The 21,865-nt window shown below is 70.8% G+C and carries 17 protein-coding genes and 1 pseudogene; 5 read left to right on the top strand and 13 right to left on the bottom strand.

Features of this window, described 5'->3' with window-relative positions; translation table 11 throughout:
• Window positions 1-28: 28 nt before the first annotated feature.
• Window positions 29-1,588 carry an SDR family oxidoreductase gene (locus B1H19_RS30160; RefSeq protein ID WP_083107870.1) on the bottom strand — a complete coding sequence of 520 codons (1,560 nt, stop codon included), beginning with the start codon at window positions 1,586-1,588 and terminating at the stop codon, window positions 29-31.
• 79 nt (window positions 1,589-1,667) lie between these two features.
• Window positions 1,668-3,041, bottom strand: coding sequence for a cryptochrome/photolyase family protein (locus tag B1H19_RS30165; RefSeq protein WP_083107871.1), 1,374 nt, complete (start codon window positions 3,039-3,041; stop codon window positions 1,668-1,670).
• 217 nt (window positions 3,042-3,258) lie between these two features.
• Between B1H19_RS30165 and narJ the strand changes: the two genes are divergently transcribed.
• The 4 genes and pseudogenes from narJ (at window position 3,259) to B1H19_RS30180 (ending at window position 5,379) form a co-directional block, all read left to right on the top strand.
• Window positions 3,259-3,549, top strand: a complete 291-nt coding sequence (narJ, locus tag B1H19_RS40875) for a nitrate reductase molybdenum cofactor assembly chaperone (protein WP_418361481.1) — start codon at window positions 3,259-3,261, stop codon at window positions 3,547-3,549.
• A gap of 23 nt (window positions 3,550-3,572) precedes the next feature.
• Complete coding sequence (locus tag B1H19_RS40880) at window positions 3,573-3,773, top strand: hypothetical protein (RefSeq protein WP_418361482.1); 201 nt, start codon at window positions 3,573-3,575, stop codon at window positions 3,771-3,773.
• Window positions 3,770-4,480 (top strand): annotated as a pseudogene (gene narI, locus B1H19_RS30175) (respiratory nitrate reductase subunit gamma); the annotation flags it as partial. The gene B1H19_RS40880 and the pseudogene narI, both read left to right, overlap by 4 nt.
• 524 nt (window positions 4,481-5,004) lie before the next feature.
• A complete protein-coding gene (locus B1H19_RS30180) occupies window positions 5,005-5,379 on the top strand; it encodes a MarR family winged helix-turn-helix transcriptional regulator (protein ID WP_083107872.1) in 375 nt (124 codons plus the stop codon).
• A gap of 46 nt (window positions 5,380-5,425) precedes the next feature.
• Here the strand turns inward: B1H19_RS30180 and B1H19_RS30185 are convergent, their stop codons facing one another.
• Genes B1H19_RS30185 through B1H19_RS30195 form a run of 3 tightly spaced genes read right to left on the bottom strand, consistent with a single transcriptional unit; the run spans window position 5,426 to window position 9,008 of the window.
• The gene (locus B1H19_RS30185) at window positions 5,426-7,360 is read right to left on the bottom strand and encodes an LppU/SCO3897 family protein (RefSeq protein WP_083107873.1); all 1,935 of its coding nucleotides are present in this window, start codon (window positions 7,358-7,360) and stop codon (window positions 5,426-5,428) included.
• Complete coding sequence (locus B1H19_RS30190; protein ID WP_159028156.1) at window positions 7,357-8,328, bottom strand: protein phosphatase 2C domain-containing protein; 972 nt, start codon at window positions 8,326-8,328, stop codon at window positions 7,357-7,359. Before B1H19_RS30190 ends, B1H19_RS30185 begins: the two co-directional genes overlap by 4 nt.
• Window positions 8,329-8,330: 2 nt before the next feature.
• The gene (locus B1H19_RS30195) at window positions 8,331-9,008 is read right to left on the bottom strand and encodes a vWA domain-containing protein (RefSeq protein ID WP_083107875.1); all 678 of its coding nucleotides are present in this window, start codon (window positions 9,006-9,008) and stop codon (window positions 8,331-8,333) included.
• Between the two features lie 658 nt (window positions 9,009-9,666).
• Here B1H19_RS30195 and B1H19_RS40040 point away from each other — a divergent pair.
• Window positions 9,667-11,595 (top strand): DNA/RNA non-specific endonuclease, encoded by a 1,929-nt coding sequence (locus B1H19_RS40040; RefSeq protein ID WP_237289562.1) that lies wholly within the window; start codon window positions 9,667-9,669, stop codon window positions 11,593-11,595.
• A gap of 160 nt (window positions 11,596-11,755) precedes the next feature.
• Here the strand turns inward: B1H19_RS40040 and B1H19_RS30205 are convergent, their stop codons facing one another.
• From B1H19_RS30205 to B1H19_RS30240, 8 genes are all read right to left on the bottom strand, one after another.
• The gene (locus B1H19_RS30205; protein ID WP_083107876.1) at window positions 11,756-11,962 is read right to left on the bottom strand and encodes a ferredoxin; all 207 of its coding nucleotides are present in this window, start codon (window positions 11,960-11,962) and stop codon (window positions 11,756-11,758) included.
• The gene (locus B1H19_RS30210; RefSeq protein ID WP_083107877.1) at window positions 11,959-13,221 is read right to left on the bottom strand and encodes a cytochrome P450; all 1,263 of its coding nucleotides are present in this window, start codon (window positions 13,219-13,221) and stop codon (window positions 11,959-11,961) included. The genes B1H19_RS30205 and B1H19_RS30210 overlap by 4 nt, the downstream gene beginning before the upstream one ends.
• Before the next feature lie 82 nt (window positions 13,222-13,303).
• Complete coding sequence (locus B1H19_RS30215) at window positions 13,304-14,095, bottom strand: ABC transporter permease (protein ID WP_083107878.1); 792 nt, start codon at window positions 14,093-14,095, stop codon at window positions 13,304-13,306.
• Window positions 14,092-15,108, bottom strand: a complete 1,017-nt coding sequence (locus B1H19_RS30220; RefSeq protein WP_083107879.1) for an ATP-binding cassette domain-containing protein — start codon at window positions 15,106-15,108, stop codon at window positions 14,092-14,094. Before B1H19_RS30220 ends, B1H19_RS30215 begins: the two co-directional genes overlap by 4 nt.
• Window positions 15,109-15,278: 170 nt before the next feature.
• Entirely contained in the window at window positions 15,279-15,824 is a 546-nt protein-coding gene (locus B1H19_RS30225) for a hypothetical protein (RefSeq protein ID WP_083107880.1), read from the bottom strand.
• Between the two features lie 371 nt (window positions 15,825-16,195).
• Complete coding sequence (locus B1H19_RS30230; RefSeq protein ID WP_237289564.1) at window positions 16,196-17,791, bottom strand: flavin monoamine oxidase family protein; 1,596 nt, start codon at window positions 17,789-17,791, stop codon at window positions 16,196-16,198.
• A gap of 71 nt (window positions 17,792-17,862) precedes the next feature.
• Complete coding sequence (locus B1H19_RS30235; RefSeq protein WP_083107882.1) at window positions 17,863-19,752, bottom strand: alpha-keto acid decarboxylase family protein; 1,890 nt, start codon at window positions 19,750-19,752, stop codon at window positions 17,863-17,865.
• On the bottom strand, window positions 19,749-21,863 hold the full coding sequence (locus B1H19_RS30240) for a flavin monoamine oxidase family protein (protein WP_083107883.1): 2,115 nt from the start codon (window positions 21,861-21,863) through the stop codon (window positions 19,749-19,751). The genes B1H19_RS30235 and B1H19_RS30240 overlap by 4 nt, the downstream gene beginning before the upstream one ends.
• Between the last annotated feature and the right edge of the window lie 2 nt (window positions 21,864-21,865).

A 21,865-nucleotide genomic window follows, 5' to 3' on the forward strand; every position in this document is an offset into this window, starting at 1 on the left:
AACATCCAGGCTCCGCGTCGGCCGGATCTCACCCGGTCCGTCGGCCCGCCGGCGGGGCGGTGCGGTCGGCGGACGGCGCCCCGTTCCCCGGGCCGTGGCTGCCCGTCCGCTCAGCCGTGCGGGCGATGTTGCGGGCCATGCCGCCGAAGACGACGGCGTGGAAGGGGGAGACGCTCCACCAGTAGGCGTGGCCGAGCAGTCCGTGCGGGTGGAACAGGGCGCGCTGGCGGTAGCGGGTGCGGCCCGTGTCGTCGGTGCCGGCGTACATCTCCAGCCAGGCCGGTCCGGGCAGCCGCATTTCCGCGCGCAGCCGCAGCAGTCGGCCCGGCTCGATCTCCTCCACCCGCCAGAAGTCGACCGAGTCGCCCACGCGCAGCCGGTGCGCGTCCCGGCGTCCGCGGCGCAGTCCCACGCCTCCCACGAGCCGGTCGACGATGCCGCGCACGGACCAGGCCAGGGGGAAGGAGTACCAGCCGTTCTCCCCGCCGATGCCCTCGATCACCCGCCACAGGGCCTCGGGCGGGGCGTCGACCGGGCGTTCCCGCAGATCGGTGTAGAGGCTTCCGCCCGCCCAGGCGGGGTCGGTGGGCAGCGGGTCGCTGGGGGCGCCGGGTACCGAGGCGGAGGACCAGCGGGTGGTGACCTCGGCGTCCCGCACGCGCCTGAGCGCCAGCCGTACTGCCTCGTCGAAGCCGATGGGGTGGCCGGGCGGGTCGGGGACGTAGTGGGTGATGTCGTTCTCCCGGCACACCACCTCGTGCCGCAGCGACTCCGTCAGCGGCCGGGCGATGGCCGCGGGGACGGGGGTGACCAGGCCGATCCAGAGGCTGGACAGGCGGGGGGTGAGCACCGGTACCGGCAGGATCACGCGCCGGGGCAGTCCGGCGACCGCCGCGTAGCGCAGCATCATGTCCCGGTACGTCAGCACCTCGGGCCCGCCGATGTCGAAGGCGCGGTTCACGTCCGCGGGCATCCGGGCGCTGCCCACCAGCAGGCGCAGCACGTCCCGGACCGCGATCGGCTGGATGCGGGTGCGCACCCAGCTCGGTGTGACCATCACCGGCAGCCGCTCGGTCAGGTAGCGCAGCATCTCGAAGGACGCCGAACCGGATCCGATGATCACGGCGGCGCGCAGAACCGTCGTGGGCACCCCGCTCGCCAGCAGGATGCGCCCGACCTCGGTTCGGGAGCGCAGATGCGGGGACAGTTCCCGCTCCGGCACCCCGGCGGGGGTCAGCCCGCCGAGGTAGACGATGTGGCGCACGCCGGCGCGGGCGGCCTGCGCGCCGAAGACGCGGGCGCCCTCGCGGTCGGTGTCCTCGAAGCCGCGTCCGGTGCCGAGCGCGTGCACCAGGTAGTAGGCCACGGCGACCTCCCGCATCGCGGCACCGACCGAGGCGGGGTCGGTGACGTCCCCGCGGACCACCTCCACCTCCGCGGCCCAAGGATGGTCGCGCAGTTTCCCGGGGGAGCGGGCCAGGCAGCGCACCCGGTACCCGGCGGCCAGCAGTTCGGGTACGAGCCGTCCGCCGATGTAGCCGCTGGCCCCGGTCACCAGGCACAGGGGCCGGTCCGTCGTCGTCTCCATGGTGCCTCCTTGCTCCAGGATGTCGTGCGGGTGCTGTGTGTGCTGTCCGGCGGCCCGGCGGCTGTCCTCCCGCCGGACTTCAGGAGCGCCCCCGGGCCCGTTTGAAGCGGTCCAGGCCCTCCGCCAGGGACACCACCGGCTTGGGGTAACCGGTCCTCGCGCGCTCCTGCGCCGGAAGGTTCCACGGCTCGTGCACGACCGCCCCCTGCACGCCCGCCAGTTCCTCCACCCAGCGCCGCACATATGCCCCGTCCGGGTCGTACCGCTTGCCCTGGGTGACGGGGTTGAGTACTCGGTTGGGTCGGGTGTCGGTGCCCGTGCCGGCCATCCACTGCCAGTTCAGCTGGTTGTTCGCCAGGTCACCGTCGACCAGTAGGTCCAGGAAGTGCCGGGCGCCCACCCGCCAGTCGACGTACAGCGTCTTGGTGAGGAAGCTCGCGGTCAGCAGCCGGCCCCGGTTGTGCATCCAGCCCTCGTGGCGCAGCTGCCGCATCGCCGCGTCCACCACCGGGTAGCCGGTGCGGCCCTCCCGCCACGCCTCGGCGTCCGCCGCCGCGTTCTTCCCGCCGCGCCACCGGTCGTGGTGCGTGCGGTAGTCGCGGGCGGCGGCGTCGGGACGTGCGGCGAGCACCTGGCGGTGGAAGTCGCGCCAGGCGATCTGACGTACGAACGCCTCCGCGCCCGCGCCGCCGACCCTGCGGGCCCGGTGCACCGCCTCGACCGGCGACAGCGTGCCGAAGTGCAGGTGAGGGGAGAGGCGGGAGGTGCCGTCGCCCGCCAGGTCGTCGTGCCGTTCCTCGTAGGCGTCCACGCCGGAGCGCAGCCACGCGGTGAGCCTGCGCCGTCCCGCCGTCTCGCCGCCCGCGCACAGACCCGGCGACACCCCGCTCACGTCGCCGCGCTCCGGCAGCTGGGCGGAGCCCACCTCCTCGGGCACGGTGATCGCGCGCGGCGTGTCCAGTACGTCCCGCAGGCCCTGCGCGGACCAGCGCCGGTAGTACGGCGTGAACACCGCGAAGTGGTCGGAGGAGGCCGGGGTCACCGCGCCCGGCGCGACGGCGGTGCTCACCGCGTCGTGCACGTACAGGCGCCGTCCGTCGGCCTCCAGCGCCCGGCGCAGCCGCTGCTCGCGCGCGCGTGCGAAGGCGCTCACGTCGTCCGCCATGTGCACCTCGTCGGTGTCCGCCTCGGCGGCCACCCGGCACACCTCCGTGACCGCGTCGCCCTCGCGCAGCACCAGCCGGCCGCCCCGCTCCCGCAGCCGGGCGTCCAGGTCCCGCAGGCAGTCGGCGAGGAACGCGAGCCGGTTCGGCGCGGCGAAACCCGCTCGGTCCACGGCCGGGTCACGCACGAACAGCGGCACCACCCGGCCTCCTCCGTACCGGGCCGCGCGCAGCGGCGGGTGGTCCGACAGGCGCAGATCGCAGGTGAACACGACGACCGAGGTCCGCATGGGGGCTGGCTCGCTTCCGCTTCCGGTGGGGGCACTCCCTGATGGTTTCGCCCCGCCGGCCGGTGCGGTATGCGGCGGGCCGTCTGCAGTCCCCCGTCCGGTCGTCGGCCCGCGTCGTTTCGGTGGGCATACGGCGGCATGAGTGCTGGGAGCCGGCTCGTGCCGCCGTACGCCACCGCCACCGGAATGGGCCGCCACCCTTGCATAGGGCAATCGAATGTGCGAGGCGACCTTCGGTGGATCGCGCGGACCCGCCCCGCCGGCCCCGCCCGCCCCGCCGGCCCCGGCGGCCCGGTACGTCGCCACCTTCGACCGCAGCCGGCGGCGCTGTCTCTACCTCACGTACTACACCGACGGCGACACCCGTCGCCGCGGCTCCTCCCTGGCCCGCCTCAAGTCCCTCTACCACGACCACGGCTGGCTGTCACCGGAGGAGGAGCTGCCCGACTTCCTGCCGGTGGTCCTGGAGTTCGCCGCCCGCAGCCCGGAGCGGGCCTGCCGCTGCTGACCGAGTACCGGCCCGCTCTGGAGGTGCTGCGCCTCGCCCTGACCGCCTACCGCAGTCCGTACGCCGACGTGCTCCAGGCCGTCTGCCTGGGCCTTCCGGGGGCGGCGCCGGCCAGTCGCGAGGAGGCCCTCAGGCTCGCCCGCACCGGGCCGCCGACCGAGACCGTCGGCCTGGATCCGTTCCCCGCCCAGCCGCGACCGAGCGACCGAGGAGCCCGCAGATGAAGCATCTGCACATCGCGCTGTGGGGCGTACTGCCCTATCTCACCCTGGTCCTGCTCGCCGGGGGAACGACCTGGCGCTACCACTACGACCGGTTCGGCTTCACGACCCGCTCCAGTCAGCTGTACGAGAGCAGGCTGCTGCGGATCGGCGGTCCGCTCTTCCACTACGGCCTGCTGTTCGTGGTCGCCGGGCATGTCGCGGGGCTGCTCGTCCCGGAGTGGCTGACCGACCGGCTGCACGTCAGCGAGCACTTGTACCACGAGAACGCGCTGCTGGTCGGGGGCGCCGCGGGCGTGGCCACGGCGACGGGCCTGGCCGTGCTCTTGTACCGTCGGCTGCGGGTGCCCGCGGTGCGGGCCGCGACCAGCCGCAGTGACCGGGTCGTCCATCCCCTTCTCACGGCGGTGCTGCTGGCGGGCCTGGCGGCCACGGCCTCCGGCATGGCCGCCCACGCGTACGACTACCGCCGCGGTGTCTCGATCTGGTTCCGCAGCCTGTTCGCCCTCGACCCCGATGTCTCCGCCATGGCCCACGCGCCGCTCGTCTACCAGGTGCACGCACTGCTAGCGGTGACGCTGTTCACGCTGTGGCCCTTCAGCCGTCTGGTGCACGCCTTCACCGCACCGGTCGGGTACCTCGTCCGCCCGTACGTCGTCTACCGCTCGCGCACACCGGCCGCGCCGTACCGCCATCCGGCGGGGACGGCCAGGGCGGTGATCACCGCGACCCGGGGAAGGACGTGGAAGTCCCCCAGGTGCGCGATCTTCTCGCCGGTGGGGCGGCCGGGCCGCGGGGGCTCTGCGTTCTTCGGATTCCGGGCGGCGTCGGGCCGGGCCACGGGGTACCTCCGCTTCGTCTGGCAGCAAGGAGCCGGACATCCCTCGCCGGATGCGCGAACCGGGCAGGCGGCTCCCGCGACGGGCAGGCGTCAGCGGGCCGTTGTGTGATCACACAGCGGCAAGGGGCGGGCATCATTGCCCGGTGGGAAAGAGAACGGCGGCAGGAGAAACCGCCGCCTGCTCGGCCGACGGCGCTGGTCGTGGTGCGGACGAGGATCGGGTCTCCGGCCCCAAAGTAACATTGCAGAGTGCAAGAATAAATTTGACGGTGATAACAGCATGATGAACGGGCGTCACGGACCGTACGGGGCAGGGGCGTCGACCCCGAGCCTGAGCCGGACCGGCACCCCGACGGTCTCGCCCAGGACACCGAGGAGGTCACCGAGGCGCTGATGGCGGCCTCATGCCTCCTGGTCGCGCTGTCGGCCCGTGCGCTCGCCGAGGCCGGCAGCACGCTGACGCTGCCGCAGCTGCGCGCCCTGGTGGTCCTCGACGGGTGCGGGCCGGTCAAGCTCGCCGAGCTGGCCGCCACGCTCGGGGTCAACCCGTCGACGGCGCTGCGCATGGTGGAGCGGCTGGAAACCGGCGGCCTCGTCGACCGCAAGGTCAACCGGGACAACCGCCGAGAGGTCGTCCTGCGTCTCACGGAGCCCGGTGGCGAGGTGGTGCGGACCGTGCTCGACCACCGGCACCGGGAGATCGCCGCGCTGGTGGAGGTTGCGGACGACCCCGCGGTGGGGCCCCCGCGGCGTCCCGGGACGTCCTGACGGGCGGGCCCGGGATCTGAGCCCGGTAATCCGTCTGGGTCTCCCGCTATCTGGGTCTCCAGCACACGGTGTACGCGAGCCGCGGATAGTCCGGGTTCTCCCAGGTCGTCCAGCCGTCCTGGTTGCAGAACCCGGCGTCGTCGTAGGTGCTGGTGCGCCCGGTGACGTAGACGTTCGAGGAGGCGCAGGAACCGACGTTGGTGAACCGGGCCTTGGGGCCGTCGCCCGATTTCAGCAGGCATTCGCGCTGGGTGGCGTAGCCCGCGTCGTCGGGGTAGTTCATCGACAGGCACAGCAGGACGTCCAGGCCGGAATAGTTGCCGGCGGGCATGTGCAGCGACTCGTTGTAGTGCGTCAGCGAGTTGCACTTCGAGGTGTCGGAGGTCCCGCGGTAGGTCGCCAGCACCTTGAAGTTCCCTGCCTGGCACGACACCTCGCTCCAAGTGTCGTGGCCGCGTCCGTAGACGCAGTCACCGCTGCGTGCGTGGAAGGCGGTGCCGCCCGGGCTGAGGTAGCTCAGGCACAGCACCCGGTCGTGCGCCGTCGAGGACACGCTCCGGTCGCTGTCGGTCACGCCGTCGCAGCTGTTCAGGTCGGTGGTGGCGGAGTTGACCTGCACCACCTTGAACGCGCCGGAGGTACAGCTGGTCGGCGACAGGTCGGACTGGCTGCCGGTACCCCTGTCGTCGAAGCAGGAGCCGACCACGGCGTCCCCGACGGGGTCGGGCGTGGGGGACGGCGAGGTGTCGGAAGGACTGTCGGTCGGGGTCGGGTCGTCCGGGGGAGTGGAGTCCGAGCCGCCCGAGGAGCCGTCGTACGGGGACTGCCCGCCGCTGTCGTCCTGCGAGACGCTGGGCGTCGCGGAACTGCCCGTCGCCTGATCGGACCCGCCGCCGGAGTGACCGCCGATCACCGCGACGATGATCACCAAGATCACGGCGGCGACGGCGACGAGCGCCTTGGCGGCGGACCAGTTGGGGGCGGGGGCGCTTCCCGGACCGCCCGGGGTCCCCGGCGGGCCCGGGGTACCGGCACGCTGCCGGGGCGGCGTGGGCGTGCCGTTGCCGCCGTTCGCGGGGGTGGCCACGGCGGGCGCCGTCGAGGCGGTCGTGGCGGCCGCCGCAAGCTGCTCGGCCCACTGGGCTGGTGAGGGCCGGCGCGCCGGGTCCGGATCGAGACCGGCGCGGGCCAGGTCGCTCAGCTCCGGGCTGACCGAGGCCAGCGCGGCGGGATCGCGGGAGGTCTGGTCCCGGGCGAAGAGCCGGACGGCGAGCAGCGCGAGTTTGTAGACGTCACTGGCGCGGGTCGCCTTCTCCTCCCCGTCGGGAATCTGCCAGTCGGGCGTCTCGGCCTGGGGCAGGACGCCGGTGCCGCGCAGCCGCATGGCGTCGCAGTCGATGAGGAAGCACTCCGGCGGCGTGCCGGTGGTGAACAGCAGGTTCTTCGGGGAGAGGTCGCCGACCGTGATGCCGATCCGGTGGAGCCGGGTCAGCGTCGCGGCCAGGTCGGTCAACAGCAGCAGCCGGTCGCGTTCGCTGACGGACAGGCCGATCCGGGCGACATAGTCGTCGCTGTTGAGCAGGTATTCCAGATTCGCCAGACGCGGGGCCCCCGGTGTGGTGCCGCCCAGGCTCTGCAAGGTGAACAGGAAGCGGTCGGGCACCCTGCGCATCAGGAACCCGCTGACGCTGCCCTGCCGTTCGACCAGCGCGGCGGGCCAGGCCGTCTTCTCGCACAGCCACCGCCCCTCGGCGGCGCTCAGTTCGCCCGGCAGCGCGACGCTCGCGGCCAGGGCGGCGGCGTCGAGCTGCGGCAGGACGGCGGCGTTGTACTCCTTGTAGGCCACCTCCCAGCCGCCGTCGTCGGCCTCGTTGATTCTCCTGTCGGTCACCTCGTGGACCGCGCCCTGCCCGCCCTGACCGAGCCGACGGCCCAGGGTGAGCGCACCGTGGTCCACGGTGGGTACGCGCTCCGACGTCATCGCGGCCGCACTGCCGTACGGGGCCAGACCGCCAGCAGCGTCCGGTCGTCGTCGAAGGTCTCCCGGGAGAAGTCCAGGAGGTGCGCGAACCACAGCGGCGGGGGAGGCGCGGCGAGCTGCCCGGCGAAGAGCGCGCCGACCTGGCCGTCGCCGTCGCCGAGCGGGTCGGCGAAGCCGTCGGTGCCGACCAGCAACGTCTGATGCTCCGTCAGGCGCACGCTGATCTGCTCCAGGGGATCGGGCACCCGGGGCAACGGCGCCACCTCGTTCGACACCACCACGGCATCCGATCCGGTCTTCGTCGCGAACAACGGGGCGTAGCGCGCCCGTCCGGCATCCAGCGTCCAGGCGCCGGAATCTCCGATGCGGAACAGCTCGACCAGGCAGCCGTCGCGGTCGGGCCGTACCGTGCCCGCGATCAGCGTCGTCGCGTGCAGGGCCGCCACCTCGCCGGGCTCGGGGTCCTTCCCGTTCAGCCGCCACCGGGTGATCTGCCGCAGCCGCTGCGCAGCGTGGTGGGCGACGTCCTGGAGGTCCACCCGCTCCGGACCGCGGGAGAGCAGATGGAGGAGGCGTTCCAGGGCGGCCCGGCACGCCTCGACTGCGCCGAGTTCGGAACTCGCGGCGCTGGAGACGCCGTCCGCGACGGCGAACACGATCGCGCCGGTCGGCTCGTGCGCGGCGGCGCGCGCCGCATCCTGGCGCGGCTGCCGGTAGTAACGGTGCTTGGCCCCGCGGACGGAGGCGAAGCGCAGGGTCAGATCGGGCGTCGACCAGCCGTCGCACTCGGTGTCCGGGTAGTCGTAGGCGTACTGGCCCGGTGGCCGGGCTTCGAACTCCGGGCCGGGCGTGCCCACCGGGATACGGAGCCAGGGCGCGGACTCGGGCGGGGGCGGCATCGGCGCATGCACCTGTGGGTGCATCGGCGGGGGCGGTCCCGCGGCGCCGCCCCGGCTGGGTGTCGTCACCGTCAGACCTCGTCAATCGCCATGGTGAACTGGTCGGGCCGGTTCACCACGAGCTGCGGACTGCCCGAGTTCAGCGCGTGCCCGGAGGCGACCAGGCTGGCGGTGAGCGAGTGGAAGAACTCGGAGATCGCCTGGCCGATGTCGGTTTCGGCCTTGGCGACGAAGGCGAACTCGGGACGGGTCGCCACCTTCACCATGGTGGCGGCCTGGGCGTCGCCGATGCCGCAGGCGATGATGTTCGGCGCGGTCGGTGTCTGGGACTTGTCGGTCAGGCGGGCGTGCGGCCGCTGCCAGGAGCCCCGGTCCGTGGGCTGTCCGTCGCTGAGGAAGAACACCACCGGACGGTGCACCTTGTAGCCCTGGTCCCGCAGCCACTGGACGTCCGCCGGAATCCGGCTCAGCAGATCGTCGAACACCGCCCCGTAGGCGGTCAGCCCCCGGATCGTCAGCTGCGGCAGGGTGGTTTCCGTACGCATGTCCGCGACGGCCAGCCGGACCTGTACATCGTCGGAGAAGCCGAGCACGGCCAGGCGCAGCTTGGCCGCGATCATCGGCTCGGCACGCAGCCCCTCGCACAACGACGCCAGGCCGTGCGACAACTCCTGTTGATAGGGCCCCATCGACCCCGACTCGTCGGCCACCACATAGGCCGGCAGCAGTACGCCCTTGGTCTCCGCCATCCGGATCCGTCTCCCCGTTCCTGGTCCTGTTCCGGTGCCGCTTCTGGTTCCGCTTTGGGTTCTGGTTTGAGTTCTGCTTTCGGTTCTGCTTCTGGTCGTGCTTGTGGTCCTGCTGGTGGTTCTGATTCCGGCGGTGTTTCCGGTTCTGCTCCGGTTCTGTTTCCGGTCCCGCGCGTCCTGTCGGATTCGCGGCCGACAGTGTCAACTCCCTAGGAGGGACTCGACAGTTGAAGTATGTTCCGTGGGCGGGGGTTGACGGAAGTGATACGGGGGTCGAGCTTCGGTGGGGGATCACTACTGGCGTGCGGGATCCGACGAGCCGAAGCTGCCGACATGGCAGCAGACCCCTCGGGCGGTGCCCCCGCCACAGGGGGAGCCCGCGCCGCCTCCCGTAGGGCCGTCGTCTGTGCAGCCGCCGTCCGCCCGGTCCGGTGCGGGGGAAACCGGTGCGGGGGGATCTGCTGTGTCGGGCGGGGCGTCGGCGGCCGGTGCGGGCGGGGGGTCTTCGGCCGCCGGGGACGGATCGACGTGGACGGGGCCGCCGGGGACCGCGTCGCCCGGGGGCCCATCCGTTGCCGGGCCGGTACCGGGCCCCGGGCACCCACAGCACCAGCCGACGCCGCAGCGACCGGCGCCCCGAGCCACCGCGTCAATCGCCGTGGTACTCACGCGCCGGGCAGGACTGTGGGGGGCGTTCCTGGCCGTCGGCGTGGTCGTCGCCCTCGCCGCCGGACTGCTCAGGGGGCACACCTCCGGGGAACCACAGCCACAACCACCACCACAGCCACAACCACCACCACAGGCACAACCGCAACCGGATCGCCGTGCACCGTTCGCCGCCGCGCTGGTGGATCTGGCACTGCAACCCGGGGTGCGGTACCGCACGTCCACGGACGGCTCCACCTGGTCCGAGTCGCGGGTCACCGCCACCGGTGAGGCGCTCGGTGAGGCGCCCTACGCCGGCAGCCGCGTCAAGACGCTGACCGTGGGCGGCACCACGTACGTCAAGATGCCCGACACTCCGCCCGCCGGTCCCGGTGGCTCGGACGGCCGGACGGACCTCGTGGGCAAGTGGGTCGCCGGTGCCATCAAGAACGCCGAGGCGGCTGCCGAGCGAACTCCCCAGGCCGGGCAGCGCCCCGCAACGCTCGCGAATCTGCTCCTCGAAGCGCTCAACAGCAAGGAAACGACCCTCCCGGGCCCCCACACTCCGCCGGTGGCCGTCGACGGGGTGCCCGCCCTCAAGGCGACCACGCCGACGGGCGACCTGCTCGTCTCGACGTCGCGCCCCCACCGGGTGCTGGAATTCGTCCCGCGTGCCGCACCGGAGAGCGAGAGTCCGGCCCGTACGCATGTCACCGCCGTGCAGGCCGGCCTGCACGAGCGGACCGCCGCCGACGGCCGCACCGCCCTCCACGCCTGGGCGGGCGCACCGACAGCGGGCGCCTTCACCCTGTCCGAGCTGTCCCGCCCCGAGAGCACAGCCCTGCGGAAAGAGATCCGGGACGACACCAAGCAGCTGGCCGGCGCGCTCGACGCCGGCATCACGGCGCATTTCGAGGAGAAGCCGGAACTGAACTGCTCCGCCACCGGATGCCAGGTGGGGACCCATATCACCGGCGTCGTCCCGGGCCGCGAGGCCAAGAAGCGGATCACGGGCGGACGGGTCACGGTCGAGCTGACGGCGACGGTGACGATCGAGGGCCAGCAGGCCGGTACCTGTACCGCCACCAAGGAACTGCCGCTGGAGAGCGCCGGCGACATCGCGTGCGCCGATGCGGACGCCGGGCCGGTCTTCGCGGAGCAGGAGGCGCTCAAGAAGCAGGAGGCGGAGGCCGGGTCCCCGGCACAGGGCGGGGGACGGGTCTCCTACGTCATCCACGCCGTCGCCGACACCTCTGTCCGTGTCCTGGGGCAGGTGGACGTGGCGGCGCTGGAACAGGCACAGCAGGACGAGGAGCAGCTGACCGACGAGGCACCGGCCCCGGCCGACGTGGCCGACAGGACGGCGCCGACCCGGAACGGCGACGAGGACACGCCGCGGGACTGCACCCGCCCGCTCCCCGCACACGCCGTCAGGAACGGCGACGGCTGGATCCTCAACACCCTTGGCGCCAAGGGCCGGAGCCAGACCGGCCAGGCGTGCCTGAAGAACCCGCCCAACAACAGCAGCGACGAGCGCAAGGCCGATCCGACCGGCTGGAGTGAGGCACAGGCCCAGGTGCGCAGCCTCGGCCTGAACCCCGAGCACGACCTGGCGAGATGCCACATCATCGCGGCACGGTTCGGCGGCTCGAACACCCTGGCCGCCAACCTCAGCCCCTGCGGACAGCGTGTGACGAACAACGGCGCACTCGGCATGTCGGCATTCGAGCGCGAGGTGGCCACGGCCCTGGCGCAACAACCCGGTTGTAGCATCCGCTACCTGGTCGAGCCGTTCTTCGGATCCGCCGACAGCAGCATCCCCAAGGGATTCGTCATGATCGCCATCCGCTATTCCCCGACCGGAACCGCGAATCACGTCATCTCGCGATCGGTCCTGAACGTGGTGGAAGCGGGCGGCGGACTCACCAACATCGGGAACTGAATCGGCCGCCCAACCGACAGGCGGTGGGCGGCCGTTCGGCGGCGACGACGTGGTGTCTATCCGTCCGCTCCCGGCTCTCAGGTCCTCTCCCGGCTTTCAGGCCTATGGGTTGTTAGGTCTATGGGTCCTCAGGTTGATGGGTTCTCAGGTCCACGGGTTCTCAGGTCTGTCGCGCTTCGATGACGGTGATCGCCGCAGCGGGACATATCGCTGCCGCCTCGCGGGCGGCCGCATGGTGCCGGTGCGGCGGCTGGGGGTCCCGTAACAGGACCCGGCCGTCTTCGCCGTCCTGATCGAACACCTCCGGAGCGGTCAGTGCGCACATGCCGGCGCCACAGCAGCGCTCCCGGTCGACGCTGAGTTTCATCGGCCCGACTCCTGGTCCCAGGTGACCGGGAGCCGGTGCACGCCGTAGATGTTCGAGCGGGTGCGCAGCGGTATGTCTTCCGGCGGGACGGCCAGGCGCAGGGTCGGAAAGCGGGTGAGCAGGGCGGGGAAGGCGACGCGCATCTCCACGCGGGCCAGTTGCTGCCCCAGGCACTGGTGCGCGCCGTGGCCGAAGCCCAGATGGCCGGTGGCCTTCCGGTGCACATCGAGCGCGTCGGGCTCGGGGAACCGTTTCGGGTCGCGGTTGGCGGCCTGGATCGAGACGGTGACCGTTTCGCCGGCCTTGATCAGGTGACCGTCCAGCTCGACGTCCTCCAGCGCCGCCCGGATGCCCGTGTCGGCGATGCTCAGATAGCGCATCAGCTCCTCGACGGTCTGGTCGACGAGGCCGGAATCGCTGCGCAGGGCGGCGAGTTGGTCCGGATTGCTGAGCAGCGCGAAGGTGCCGAGGGCCAGCATGTTGGCGGTGGTGTCGAGACCGGCGCCCAGCAGGAAGGCCCCGACGCCCGCGAGCTCCTCGTCGGTGAGCTCGCTGTCCTGTGCGAGGTCGCTGAGCAGGTCGTCGGTGGGCCGGGCGCGCTTGGCCAGGACCAGTCCGTGAATGATCTCCTGGATCGCGGTGTAGGCGGCCATCTGGTCTTTGAAGGTGGTGCTCTGGTCGGTCACCGTGGCGGTATGGCGCTGGAAGATGTCGCGGTCGGCGGAGGGCACACCGAGCAGTTCGCAGATCATCAGCGCGGGGACGGGTTGGGCGAACGCCGTCACCAGGTCCACCGGGCCGCCGTGGCGCTCCATGGTGTCGAGGTGTTCGGCGGTGATCTCCTCGACCCGTGCGGTGAGTTCGCGCATCCGGCGGACGGTGAACTTGCCCATGAGCAGCCGCCGGTAGCGCGTGTGCTCGGGTGCGTCGAGCCCGCTCATGTCGCCGGGCGGCGCCGGCGGCAGTTCGGCGGGACCACCGGGCAGGGGGAGGTGCATCAGCTCGTACCGCGAGCTGAAGCGGGAGTCGGCCAGTATCGAGCGGACCACGGAGTGACCGGTGGCCAGCCATCCCTGGTGGCCGTCGGGGTATTGCATCCGGCGCAGCGGCCGCTCCTCGCGCAGCTGTGCCAGCTCGGCGGGCGGATCGAAGGGACAGCCCGTGGGGCGGGCCGTCGGCAGCGTCACCGGTTCGGAGAGCGGCGCCGCGGCCGGGATGGTCGGCTCGGTCGGGGGCGGGGTCGAGGGGTGTTGCTGCATGGTGTCCTCCGGTGTGGTGTGTGGAGTGGGCTGGCGGCCGTCGGCCGGTGCCGTGCTGTGGTGACGGTCGTCGCCGTAGCGACTAACGCTTGATGCCGCGGTTGAAGGCCCGACGCGCCCACAGGTAGCCGACCAGGGTGAGGCCGAGGCACCAGGCGACGGCTATCGGCCCGCTGTTGCCGATGTCGGTGCCCATCAGCAGGCCGCGGAGCGTCTCGATGACGGGGGTGAAGGGCTGGTACTCGGCGAACCAGCGCAGTCCGGTGGGCATCGACTCCGGCGGGACGATGGCGCTGCCGAGGAAGGGCAGGAACGTCAGCGGCATGGGCATGTTGCTGGCGGTCTCGACGTTCTTGGCCACCAGGCCCATCGCGGCCGCCAACCAGGTGAGGGCGACGATGAGCAGGGTGAGGAGGCCGGCGGTCGCTATCCAGTCCACGGGAGTGGCGCTGGGGCGGAAGCCCATGAGGAGGGCGACGCCGACGACGAGCGTGATGCTGGCCAGCGTCTGGATCACGCTGCCGACGACATGTCCGGTCAGGAATGCGGCGCGGGAGATCGACATGGTGCGGAACCGGTTGACGATGCCCTCGGTCATGTCGGAGCACACACTGATGGCCGTCGACAGCGACCCGGACGTCGCGGCCATCAGGATGATGCCGGGCGCGACATAGTCGATATACGCACCGCCGCCGGTGGGCGTGCCGCCGATACCGGTGCCCAGCGCGCCGCCGAAGACATAGGTGAAGAGCAGCAGCATCACGAGGGGCATGGCGACGACCGTGACTGTCATGGACGGGTAGCGCAGCGCATGCTTGAGATTGCGCCGCAGCATCGTCAGGGAGTCTCTGGCGGCGTAGGTCATGGTGCTCATCGGGTGTTGTCCTTCCGGGTTTTGTCCATCTGCGCGTTGTCCTCAAGGGAGTTGGGCGACTCGCCGGGGCGTTTCGGCTGTCCGGTGAGGGTGAGGAAGACATCGTCGAGATCGGGGGTGTGCACCGTGAGTGCCTCCGCCTCGATCGATGCGCGTTCCAGGCCGTCGAGGACGGCCCGCAGGCCGGGTATGCCGCCGTCTCCGGGGATCTGCAGGGTGAGCGCTTCGGCGTCGTACGCGGTGGAACCGAAGAACGCGGCGGCCGATTCGAGTGCGTGCGCATCGGTGAACCGGAGACGGATATGGCTGCCGGGGATCAGGCGCTTCAGTTCCTCCGCGGTGCCCTCGGCAACCAGCTTTCCCTGATCCAACACCGCGATACGGTCGGCAAGTTGGTCGGCCTCCTCCAGGTACTGAGTGGTCAGGAAGAGGGTGACGCCGTCGGCCACCAGGCCGCGGATGATCTCCCACATGGTGCGGCGGCTGCGCGGGTCGAGTCCGGTCGTCGGCTCGTCGAGGAAGATGATGCGCGGTGTGCCGACCAGGGTCATCGCGAGGTCGAGTTTGCGCCGCATGCCGCCCGAGAAGGTGGCGGCGGGCTTCTTCGCCGCGTCGGTGAGCTCGAACCGGCGCAGCAACTCGGCGGCGCGCCGCCTGCCTTCGCGGCGCGGCAGGTGGAGCAGGTCCGCCATGAGGAACAGGTTCTCCTCGGCGGTGAGCAGATTGTCCACCGCGGCGAACTGGCCGGTGACACCGATAGCGGCGCGTACGGCTTCGGCCTCGCGGACCAGATCGTGGCCGGCGAGCCGGGCCTGACCGGCGTCGGCGGGGATGAGTGTGGAGAGGATCTGCACGGTGGTGGTCTTGCCGGCGCCGTTGGGGCCGAGCAGCGCGAAGATCGTGCCTTCGGGGATGCGCAGATCGATGCCGTCGAGCACCACCTTGTCGCCGTAGGACTTGGACAGTCCGGTGACATCGATCGCCGATGAGCCGGTGGGCGGGGGTGCGGGCATGGGTGCGGGCGTTGCCGAAGCCGCGGTCGTCGTCGTAGAAGTCGTCATGGGCATGCCAGATACATCCTTGTTCTGAGCTGATGTCGGTGGTGTAGTCGTGGGCGGCCGGAACCGGAACCGGAACCGGAACCGGAGCCGGAGCCGGAGAGGCGGGGCGGGGCGGTGCCGGGCTAGCGGGCCCAATCCTTGAGGCCCTGCTGGCCGTTGTGGCGACGAACGGCCGGGCGGGCCTGTGCGCCGGGCTGCTCCAGCGCGGTGGCGACGGCCCGTATCAGCCAGGTGTTGATCGAGAGGGCCTCCTGTCCGGCGGCGTCCTCGATCCGGGTCTTGAGGTGGGCAGGGAGGCGGAAGTTGATGCGCGCCGGACCGCCCTCCTCGCCGTCCGGCACCCCGGGTGGCACGGGTGACACGGGCGGCGGGGGGTCGTGCGCCACCGCAGGCGGGCCCTCGGCCTCCTCGTACGCCTCCCGGCACGGCGGCGCCGTCACCACGAACTCGGGGTCGAGCCCCCGTAGTCGCACGTCGACCGAGCCCGGCGCCAGCTCGCGGGTGATCTCTTCCATGGCGATCGAGAGCGCGTTCAGCAGCGTGAGACGGGTCGCCGATTCGAGTGGCGTGGTGAGTCGTTCGGCCAGGGCGCGGGCTTCTTCTCCGCCCGCGTCCGCGGCGACCGCGAGCTCGTGACGGAGGTTGTCGACGTAAGGGGTGAGGTCCATGACTCGATGATGGCATCGCGGTGGCGCCATGGCAAGCCTCGATGGCATCTAAATGGCGTCATGTGGCGCCGGGGTGGCGAGGGGGCGCTCCGGCCCGTCAGTCGCCCTGTGTTGCAGCTGCCCGGCCGCCGATGCGCCGTCTCTTCACCGGTCCGCGCGTCATGTATCGGTGCCGTCCGCCCCAAGCGTGGCGCCAAGGTGGCGCCATCATGCACCGAGCCCCGCCGTGGTCATCGGCACCAGATGAGGGCGTGGCTCGTCCCCGGGAGAACCCCAGGAACGAGCCGACGTCAAACAAGCCCGGACCAGAAGCCCGGACCAGAAGCCCGGACCACAAGCCCGAACCACAAGCCCCGCCCCCACCCCCACCCTCAGTACAAACCCTGAGTCAGCGCCACCGAGTCCGGCACCGCCACCTCCTCCGGTGCCGCCAGCGGCATCACGCCCAGGATCTGCTGCATGACGTAGTGCGCCGACATCATGGCGCCCTCCTGCCAGCCGGGCAGCGGTGAGATCTGGTCGCCGGTGACGAAGAACGCGTCCCCGCCCTCCGGCTTGAGCAGCTGCTTGTAGGCCTTCTTGTGTTCCTCCTTGCCCGGATCCCAGGCCGCCCAGCCGCCCAGTTGGTACGGCACCTTGTGCCAGGCGATGGAGACGCCCTTGTCGTCGGGGACGAGTTCCTTGTCCGCGAATTCCGGGTGCAGCTCGATGGCGCCCTTGCGGGCCAGGTCGAGGCGCTTCTGGGGCGGGAGGCCGCCGAGGTGCTCGGCCGCCTTCTGGAAGTTGTAGGCGCCCGTCAGCGTCCCCTTGTCGGAGAAGTAGTCGTTGGACGGGTACCACAGCTGGGTGATGTTGTGGCCGGTCCAGCTGATGCCGCCGTAGATTCCGTCGTCGTCGCCACAGGGGCTGTCGACATCGCCTTCCCAGAAACGGCGGTTCGCCTGCCAGCCGACCTTGCAGGTCTCCTCGAACTCCACGTTGTCCAGCGCATCCTCGAACTCGTCCGAGAAGTTTTCCAGGGACAGATCGCGCAGCACGGGGAACGGGATGTTGCTGACGCAGTGGCGTGCGCGGGCGGAGAACTCTTCATCGTCCTTTCGATAGGTGACGGTGACAGTCGCATCGGCGGCGATGTCCGCGATCTCGACGGACCGCACCTCGGCGCCGAGCACGAAGCGCGCACCGGCCCGTTTGGCCTCGCGGGCCAGCGCCTTGACGATGTGGTCCATGCCGCCGACCGGCTGGAACATCGTGGCCTGCCACAGATAGTCGACCGGCTGGTAGAAACGTGCCTTCCAGAAATGCGAGTTCACCAGGTCCTCGAAGGACAGCGGCGGCGCCGGTACGGGCCACTCCTCGATCTCCGGCCGGTCCAGATAGCCGGAGCGGGTGGAGCCCTTGTACTTGCCGTTGGCGTCCAGTGCGCCGAACACCCGCAGCAGGTCGCGCACTTCACCGGTGAAGGCATCCAGGCCGACCAGCGTCTCGGCGAGCAGCGCGGCGAGGTGGCCGCGGGTGTCGTTCGCCACCCGCCGGTTGGGCCAGGCGACCTTCGCCTCCGGCGGCCGGACGCGGTTGGCCGTGGTCTCCATGACGTACGGCTCCAGCTCCACACCGAAGTCGCGGCAGTAGCGCAGCACCCGGCGGTGGTGGTACGGGATCCGGCCGGGCCCGAGGTTGAGATAGAGCCCGTCGTCGAAGGCGCAGGTGTGGGTGCGGGTGACGCCGCCCTTGCCGTCGAGTTCGTAGAGCTCGTCGCCGTTGCGTGCGGTGCGGTTGCGTCCGCCGACGCGGTTCTGCGCCTCCAGGACGGTGACCTGGTAGCCGCATCTGCTCAGCTCGTAGGCGGCCGTCAGCCCCGCGACGCCGGCGCCCAGGATCAGCACCTTCGCGCCCTTGGCCGGGGCCGCGCCGCCGTCGACGGTGCCGGTCCAGCCGGTGGCCTGCGGTCCGGACAGGCCGCTCATGGCTTGCCGGAGCACCTTCGCGGACTCGCCCACGGGGGCGGCCGGCGAGCCCGGTTGCGTGCCTTTCGGGGTCATCGTGTGGTCCCTTCCGCAGAGATGCCGGGGGCCGGCGGACAGTTTTCGTGGATCTTGTACTTGAGCGCCTCGGGGTAGTCCCGCCGGTCGAGCCGGACCCGTACGACGATGGGCCCCTGGTTGACCGGGTCCATGGGTTCGGCGATCTTCTTCAGCAGCGCTTCGAGGTCTTTGTGCTTGCGGACGGCGAAGCCGTGCATCGGGTGCTTGGCGGAGCCGAAGACGTCCGCGAGCTTCTCGTACTGCCAGGGGTGCAGTTCGTTGTAGAAGTCCCCGCCGTCGGAATCCGGTACGTCGTCCTTGTAGTAGCAGGGGTGCACCAGCATCTGCTCGATGCCGTAGAACCCCTCGTTGTCCAGCACGAACACCACCGGGCGCAGTCCGAGCCGGGTGTGCGTGGACAGCTCCTGGCAGGTCTCCTGGAACGAACCGTCGCCTACGAAGACCAGCGGGCGCTTCTCCGCGCGCTGCCGACCGAGCGCCACCCCGGTGGCCGCGCCGACCGAATAGCCGATGGACAGCCAGCTGTTCTGCGCCACATACGAAGCGCGCTCCGGCATCTGGAGATTCATCGAGCCGATCAGTGCGAACGCGGCATCGCTGACCACCGTGAACGGAGTGGTGCGCGCACCGGCGTCCTCGACGGTCTGCGACGCGAGGAAGGCGCTGATGTGCCGGAAGAAGCTGTCGTACGTCACCGACTCCGGGTACGGGCCGCCGCTCAGGGAATCCAGATAGGCCGCGGTACTGGCGGGGACGTCGAGACCGCTCTTGCGCGCCTCGGCGAAGTAGTCGGCCGTGAAGTGGCCGACGCCGAACTCCTCGACGAAGCGTTTCTCCAGCGCGGGGATGAACTGGGCGAGCTGCACGTCCGGGAAGTACGAGGCGCCGACATGCACCCCTTCATGGGCGGCGACCGCCCAGTCCTCGCCGATCGACCGCATGCCGCCGAGGTTCTTCGACGTCGCCCAGGAGCCCAGCCCGATGCGGCACCCGGCGCTGTGGAACATGTCGGCCACGGCCGGGCTGCTGGCCTTGCCGTTGTAGACGCCGGAGAAGCCCGGGGTGTCCTCGGAGATGACAGACTTGGCGCCGATGGTGGTGCAGTAGGGAATCCCGGTCCGCCGCACCAGCCGCTCGAACTCCGCGGCCAGGTTGAAGCGGTCGATCTCCTCGCCGGCCCACAGGATCGGGTTGCAGTCGTGGTCCTTCACCAGCTGCACACAGGCTTTGACGGCCGCGTCCAGCATCTGCTGGTTCTTCGCCGTCCGCGGCCGCTCCTGCCGGGTCAGCCGGCCGCGCGGCGCGGGGCAGCGGGCCCCCCAGAGGTCCTCCCGCACCTCCAGATAGACCGGCCGGCGGTGCGACAGGCAGGCGGTGAGCGCGCCGTCGATCTGACCGGGCGCCAGGCCCGGGTGGGAAAGAACCTGGGCGTCCACCGTCACCTGGCGGTAGACGTCCAGATTGCTCTCCGGGCGCTGCGACATATGCGAGGTCAGCAGGCCGATCGCCTGCTGGTTGAGCCACTGCTCGTAGGTCGGCGCCGCATTGATCGCGATCAGCGGCACATACTCGGTGTACGCGCCGCCGACGGCGTTGAGCAGGTTGAACGCGCCCACGCCGTAGGTGACCGCGGCCGCGCCGATGCCCTGCTCGCCGAGCGCGATCTCCGCGTCGGCGACCTTCACCCGGGCGTAGCCGTCGGCGGCCTGTCCGGCGCCGCCCTCGGTCGGGGTGCCCACCCAGCGCACCTTGGTCTTCTCGTGCAGCGTCGACAGGAACGGGCCGAGGTGGTCGCCCGGGACGCCGAACAGATGGGTGATACTGAGCTGCTCCAGCCGAATCGCCAGATACTCGGCCACGGTGCAGGTCTGTGCGGTGCTCATGAGGTCAGTACGTCCTCTCGCTGGGTGTCCGACGGTGCGGCGGCGGCCCGGCGCCCGCGGGGTGCCTCGGACGCCGCCGATGCGGTCTCGACCGCCGCGGGGGCCCCGTTGACGGCGATCGCGGCCCGTACGGCCGTCTCCACCGCACCCTCGATCCAGGCGTGTTTGAGCGAGACGTGCTCGCCGGCGAAGTGGACCGGTCCCTCGGCACGGACCGCGTCCAGGTGGAAACTGGTCATCTGGTGCGGGGTGTAGACCGCCGCCTCGCCCATGGCATACGGGTCGCGCAGCCAGCTCTGGGTCTGGCCCGCGCCGGTGTAGAAGACCTCGATCCGGCGGCCGTGCACCGACTGGAGGTTGCGCAGCGCATACCCGTACCGCTCGTGGTCCTCCATGGAGTCCCACCGCGCGGCGTCGTCCGACCAGGAGTAGCCGGCCAGCACGACGCCTCCGGAACTGCCCGGGACGGGGTGCGAGGGGTAGTACATGAAACGGTTGGGGTTGTCGGTGGTGGAGCCGCCGCCGTAGGCGTTGGTCGCCGGCCGTACGCCTCCGCCCGGCCAGGAGTTGCGGTAGTAGTCCACCTGCTTCTTGCTGATCCGCGCCTCGTCCACGCTCGGGTGCGCGCCGAGCAGCCCGGTGGGCAGATCCTGCGCGCCCTTCGGAACGGCCGCGGCCTCGGCCGGATCCTCGCCCGCCCGCTGGTAGTAGGCGTACAGGCCGGGCGCGATGGCCTCCAGCTCCCGCTTCCAGTCGTCCTCGGTGAACTCCCACCAGCGACGCGAGAACTCCAGCAGCACCTTGGTCGCCTGGTCGTAGTGGGTCTCGATGACCGCACGGCGCTTCTTGTACGAGAACGGCGGGGTGACGGCGGTGAACCGCAGACTGGAGAACGGGATGGTGACGATGGCCAGATCGGCGGTCCAGGTCTCCGGTTCGCCGTACGGGTCACCCTCGGGCACGGTCTGGATGGCGACGGCGGGACCGGCCGGTCCGGCGAGCGTGCCGTGCGAACCGTCGCGGCCCGGGTCGTAGTACTCCAGCCGGACCATCCGCTGGCCCATCACGAGTTGGTCGCCCAGATCCTTGGCGAGTGCCTCGGGCAGCTTGCGGCTGCCCCCCTCGATCTCCCAGTACGTGGCGGCCGGATCGATGTCGCTGCGGCCCAGGAAGCTGTGGAAGAACGCCAGATGCAGCCGCGAGGTCATGTTCTCGATCGTGCCGATCGCCTCGATGGCCTCATCGCTGAATCCGGCGTATTCGCGAAGGAAACGCCCCATCGAATAGCCGTCGAAGTCCCGGATGACCCCGGCCCAGCCGTCCAGCCATTCCTTGAAGGGCTTTTTGACCCGGGTCCCGTCGTCCTGGAGCACGGAGTAGTAGTCGCGCACCGGCTCCAGGGCCTGGTTGACCATCTCGGCGACGGTCATCCGGGATTCGCAACCGGTCAGATGGAAGCCCTCGTTGATGACGGAGGGGTCCTGCGCGTACTGGGCGCGCCGGGTCTGGTGGCGGTTGGTGCGGATCCAGGTGTGATGGCGTTTGGCCGGCTCCCGGAAATCGGGGCTGGGGTCACCGTTCGTCCAGATCTTGTCGTCCTTGAAGGACCGGTAGACAACCGGTGGAACGGGCGCGTTCTGATTTCCGGTCTTCGGATCGATGTCGACGTTGAAGAACAGCCGCCGCTTCAGCCCGAGTTTGTCGATCAGCGCCAGCGTCAGCGGATGGAAGCTCGGCAGCCGCATCGCCCCGGCTTCCGCGTACTGCGCGGGGTCGGTGAAGGGCGAGGGCTTGCCTTTTTTGGTGTGGAAGGTCTTGATGCGGCCGCCTACCCGGTTGGCATTGGCCTCCAGAATCGTCACATTGTGTCCGGCACGGGTGAGCAGCGAACCGGCGACCAGACCGGCGATGCCCGCGCCCACGATCAGAATGCTCTTGCGTGCGGCGGGCTTCTCCAGGCCCTTGTCGATGAGGACGTCGAGGTAGCGCAGCTTGAGGTCCTCGTTGGCTGGTTCGGGCCCGACCAGCAGCAATTCCCGGGCGAGTTGCTGATAGGCCCGCGCATTGGCGCGATCGACGCCATTGCCATTGCGGGGGGTGGTGTTCTCCACGC

The sequence above is a fragment of the Streptomyces gilvosporeus genome (assembly GCF_002082195.1).
Classification (GTDB): domain Bacteria; phylum Actinomycetota; class Actinomycetes; order Streptomycetales; family Streptomycetaceae; genus Streptomyces; species Streptomyces gilvosporeus.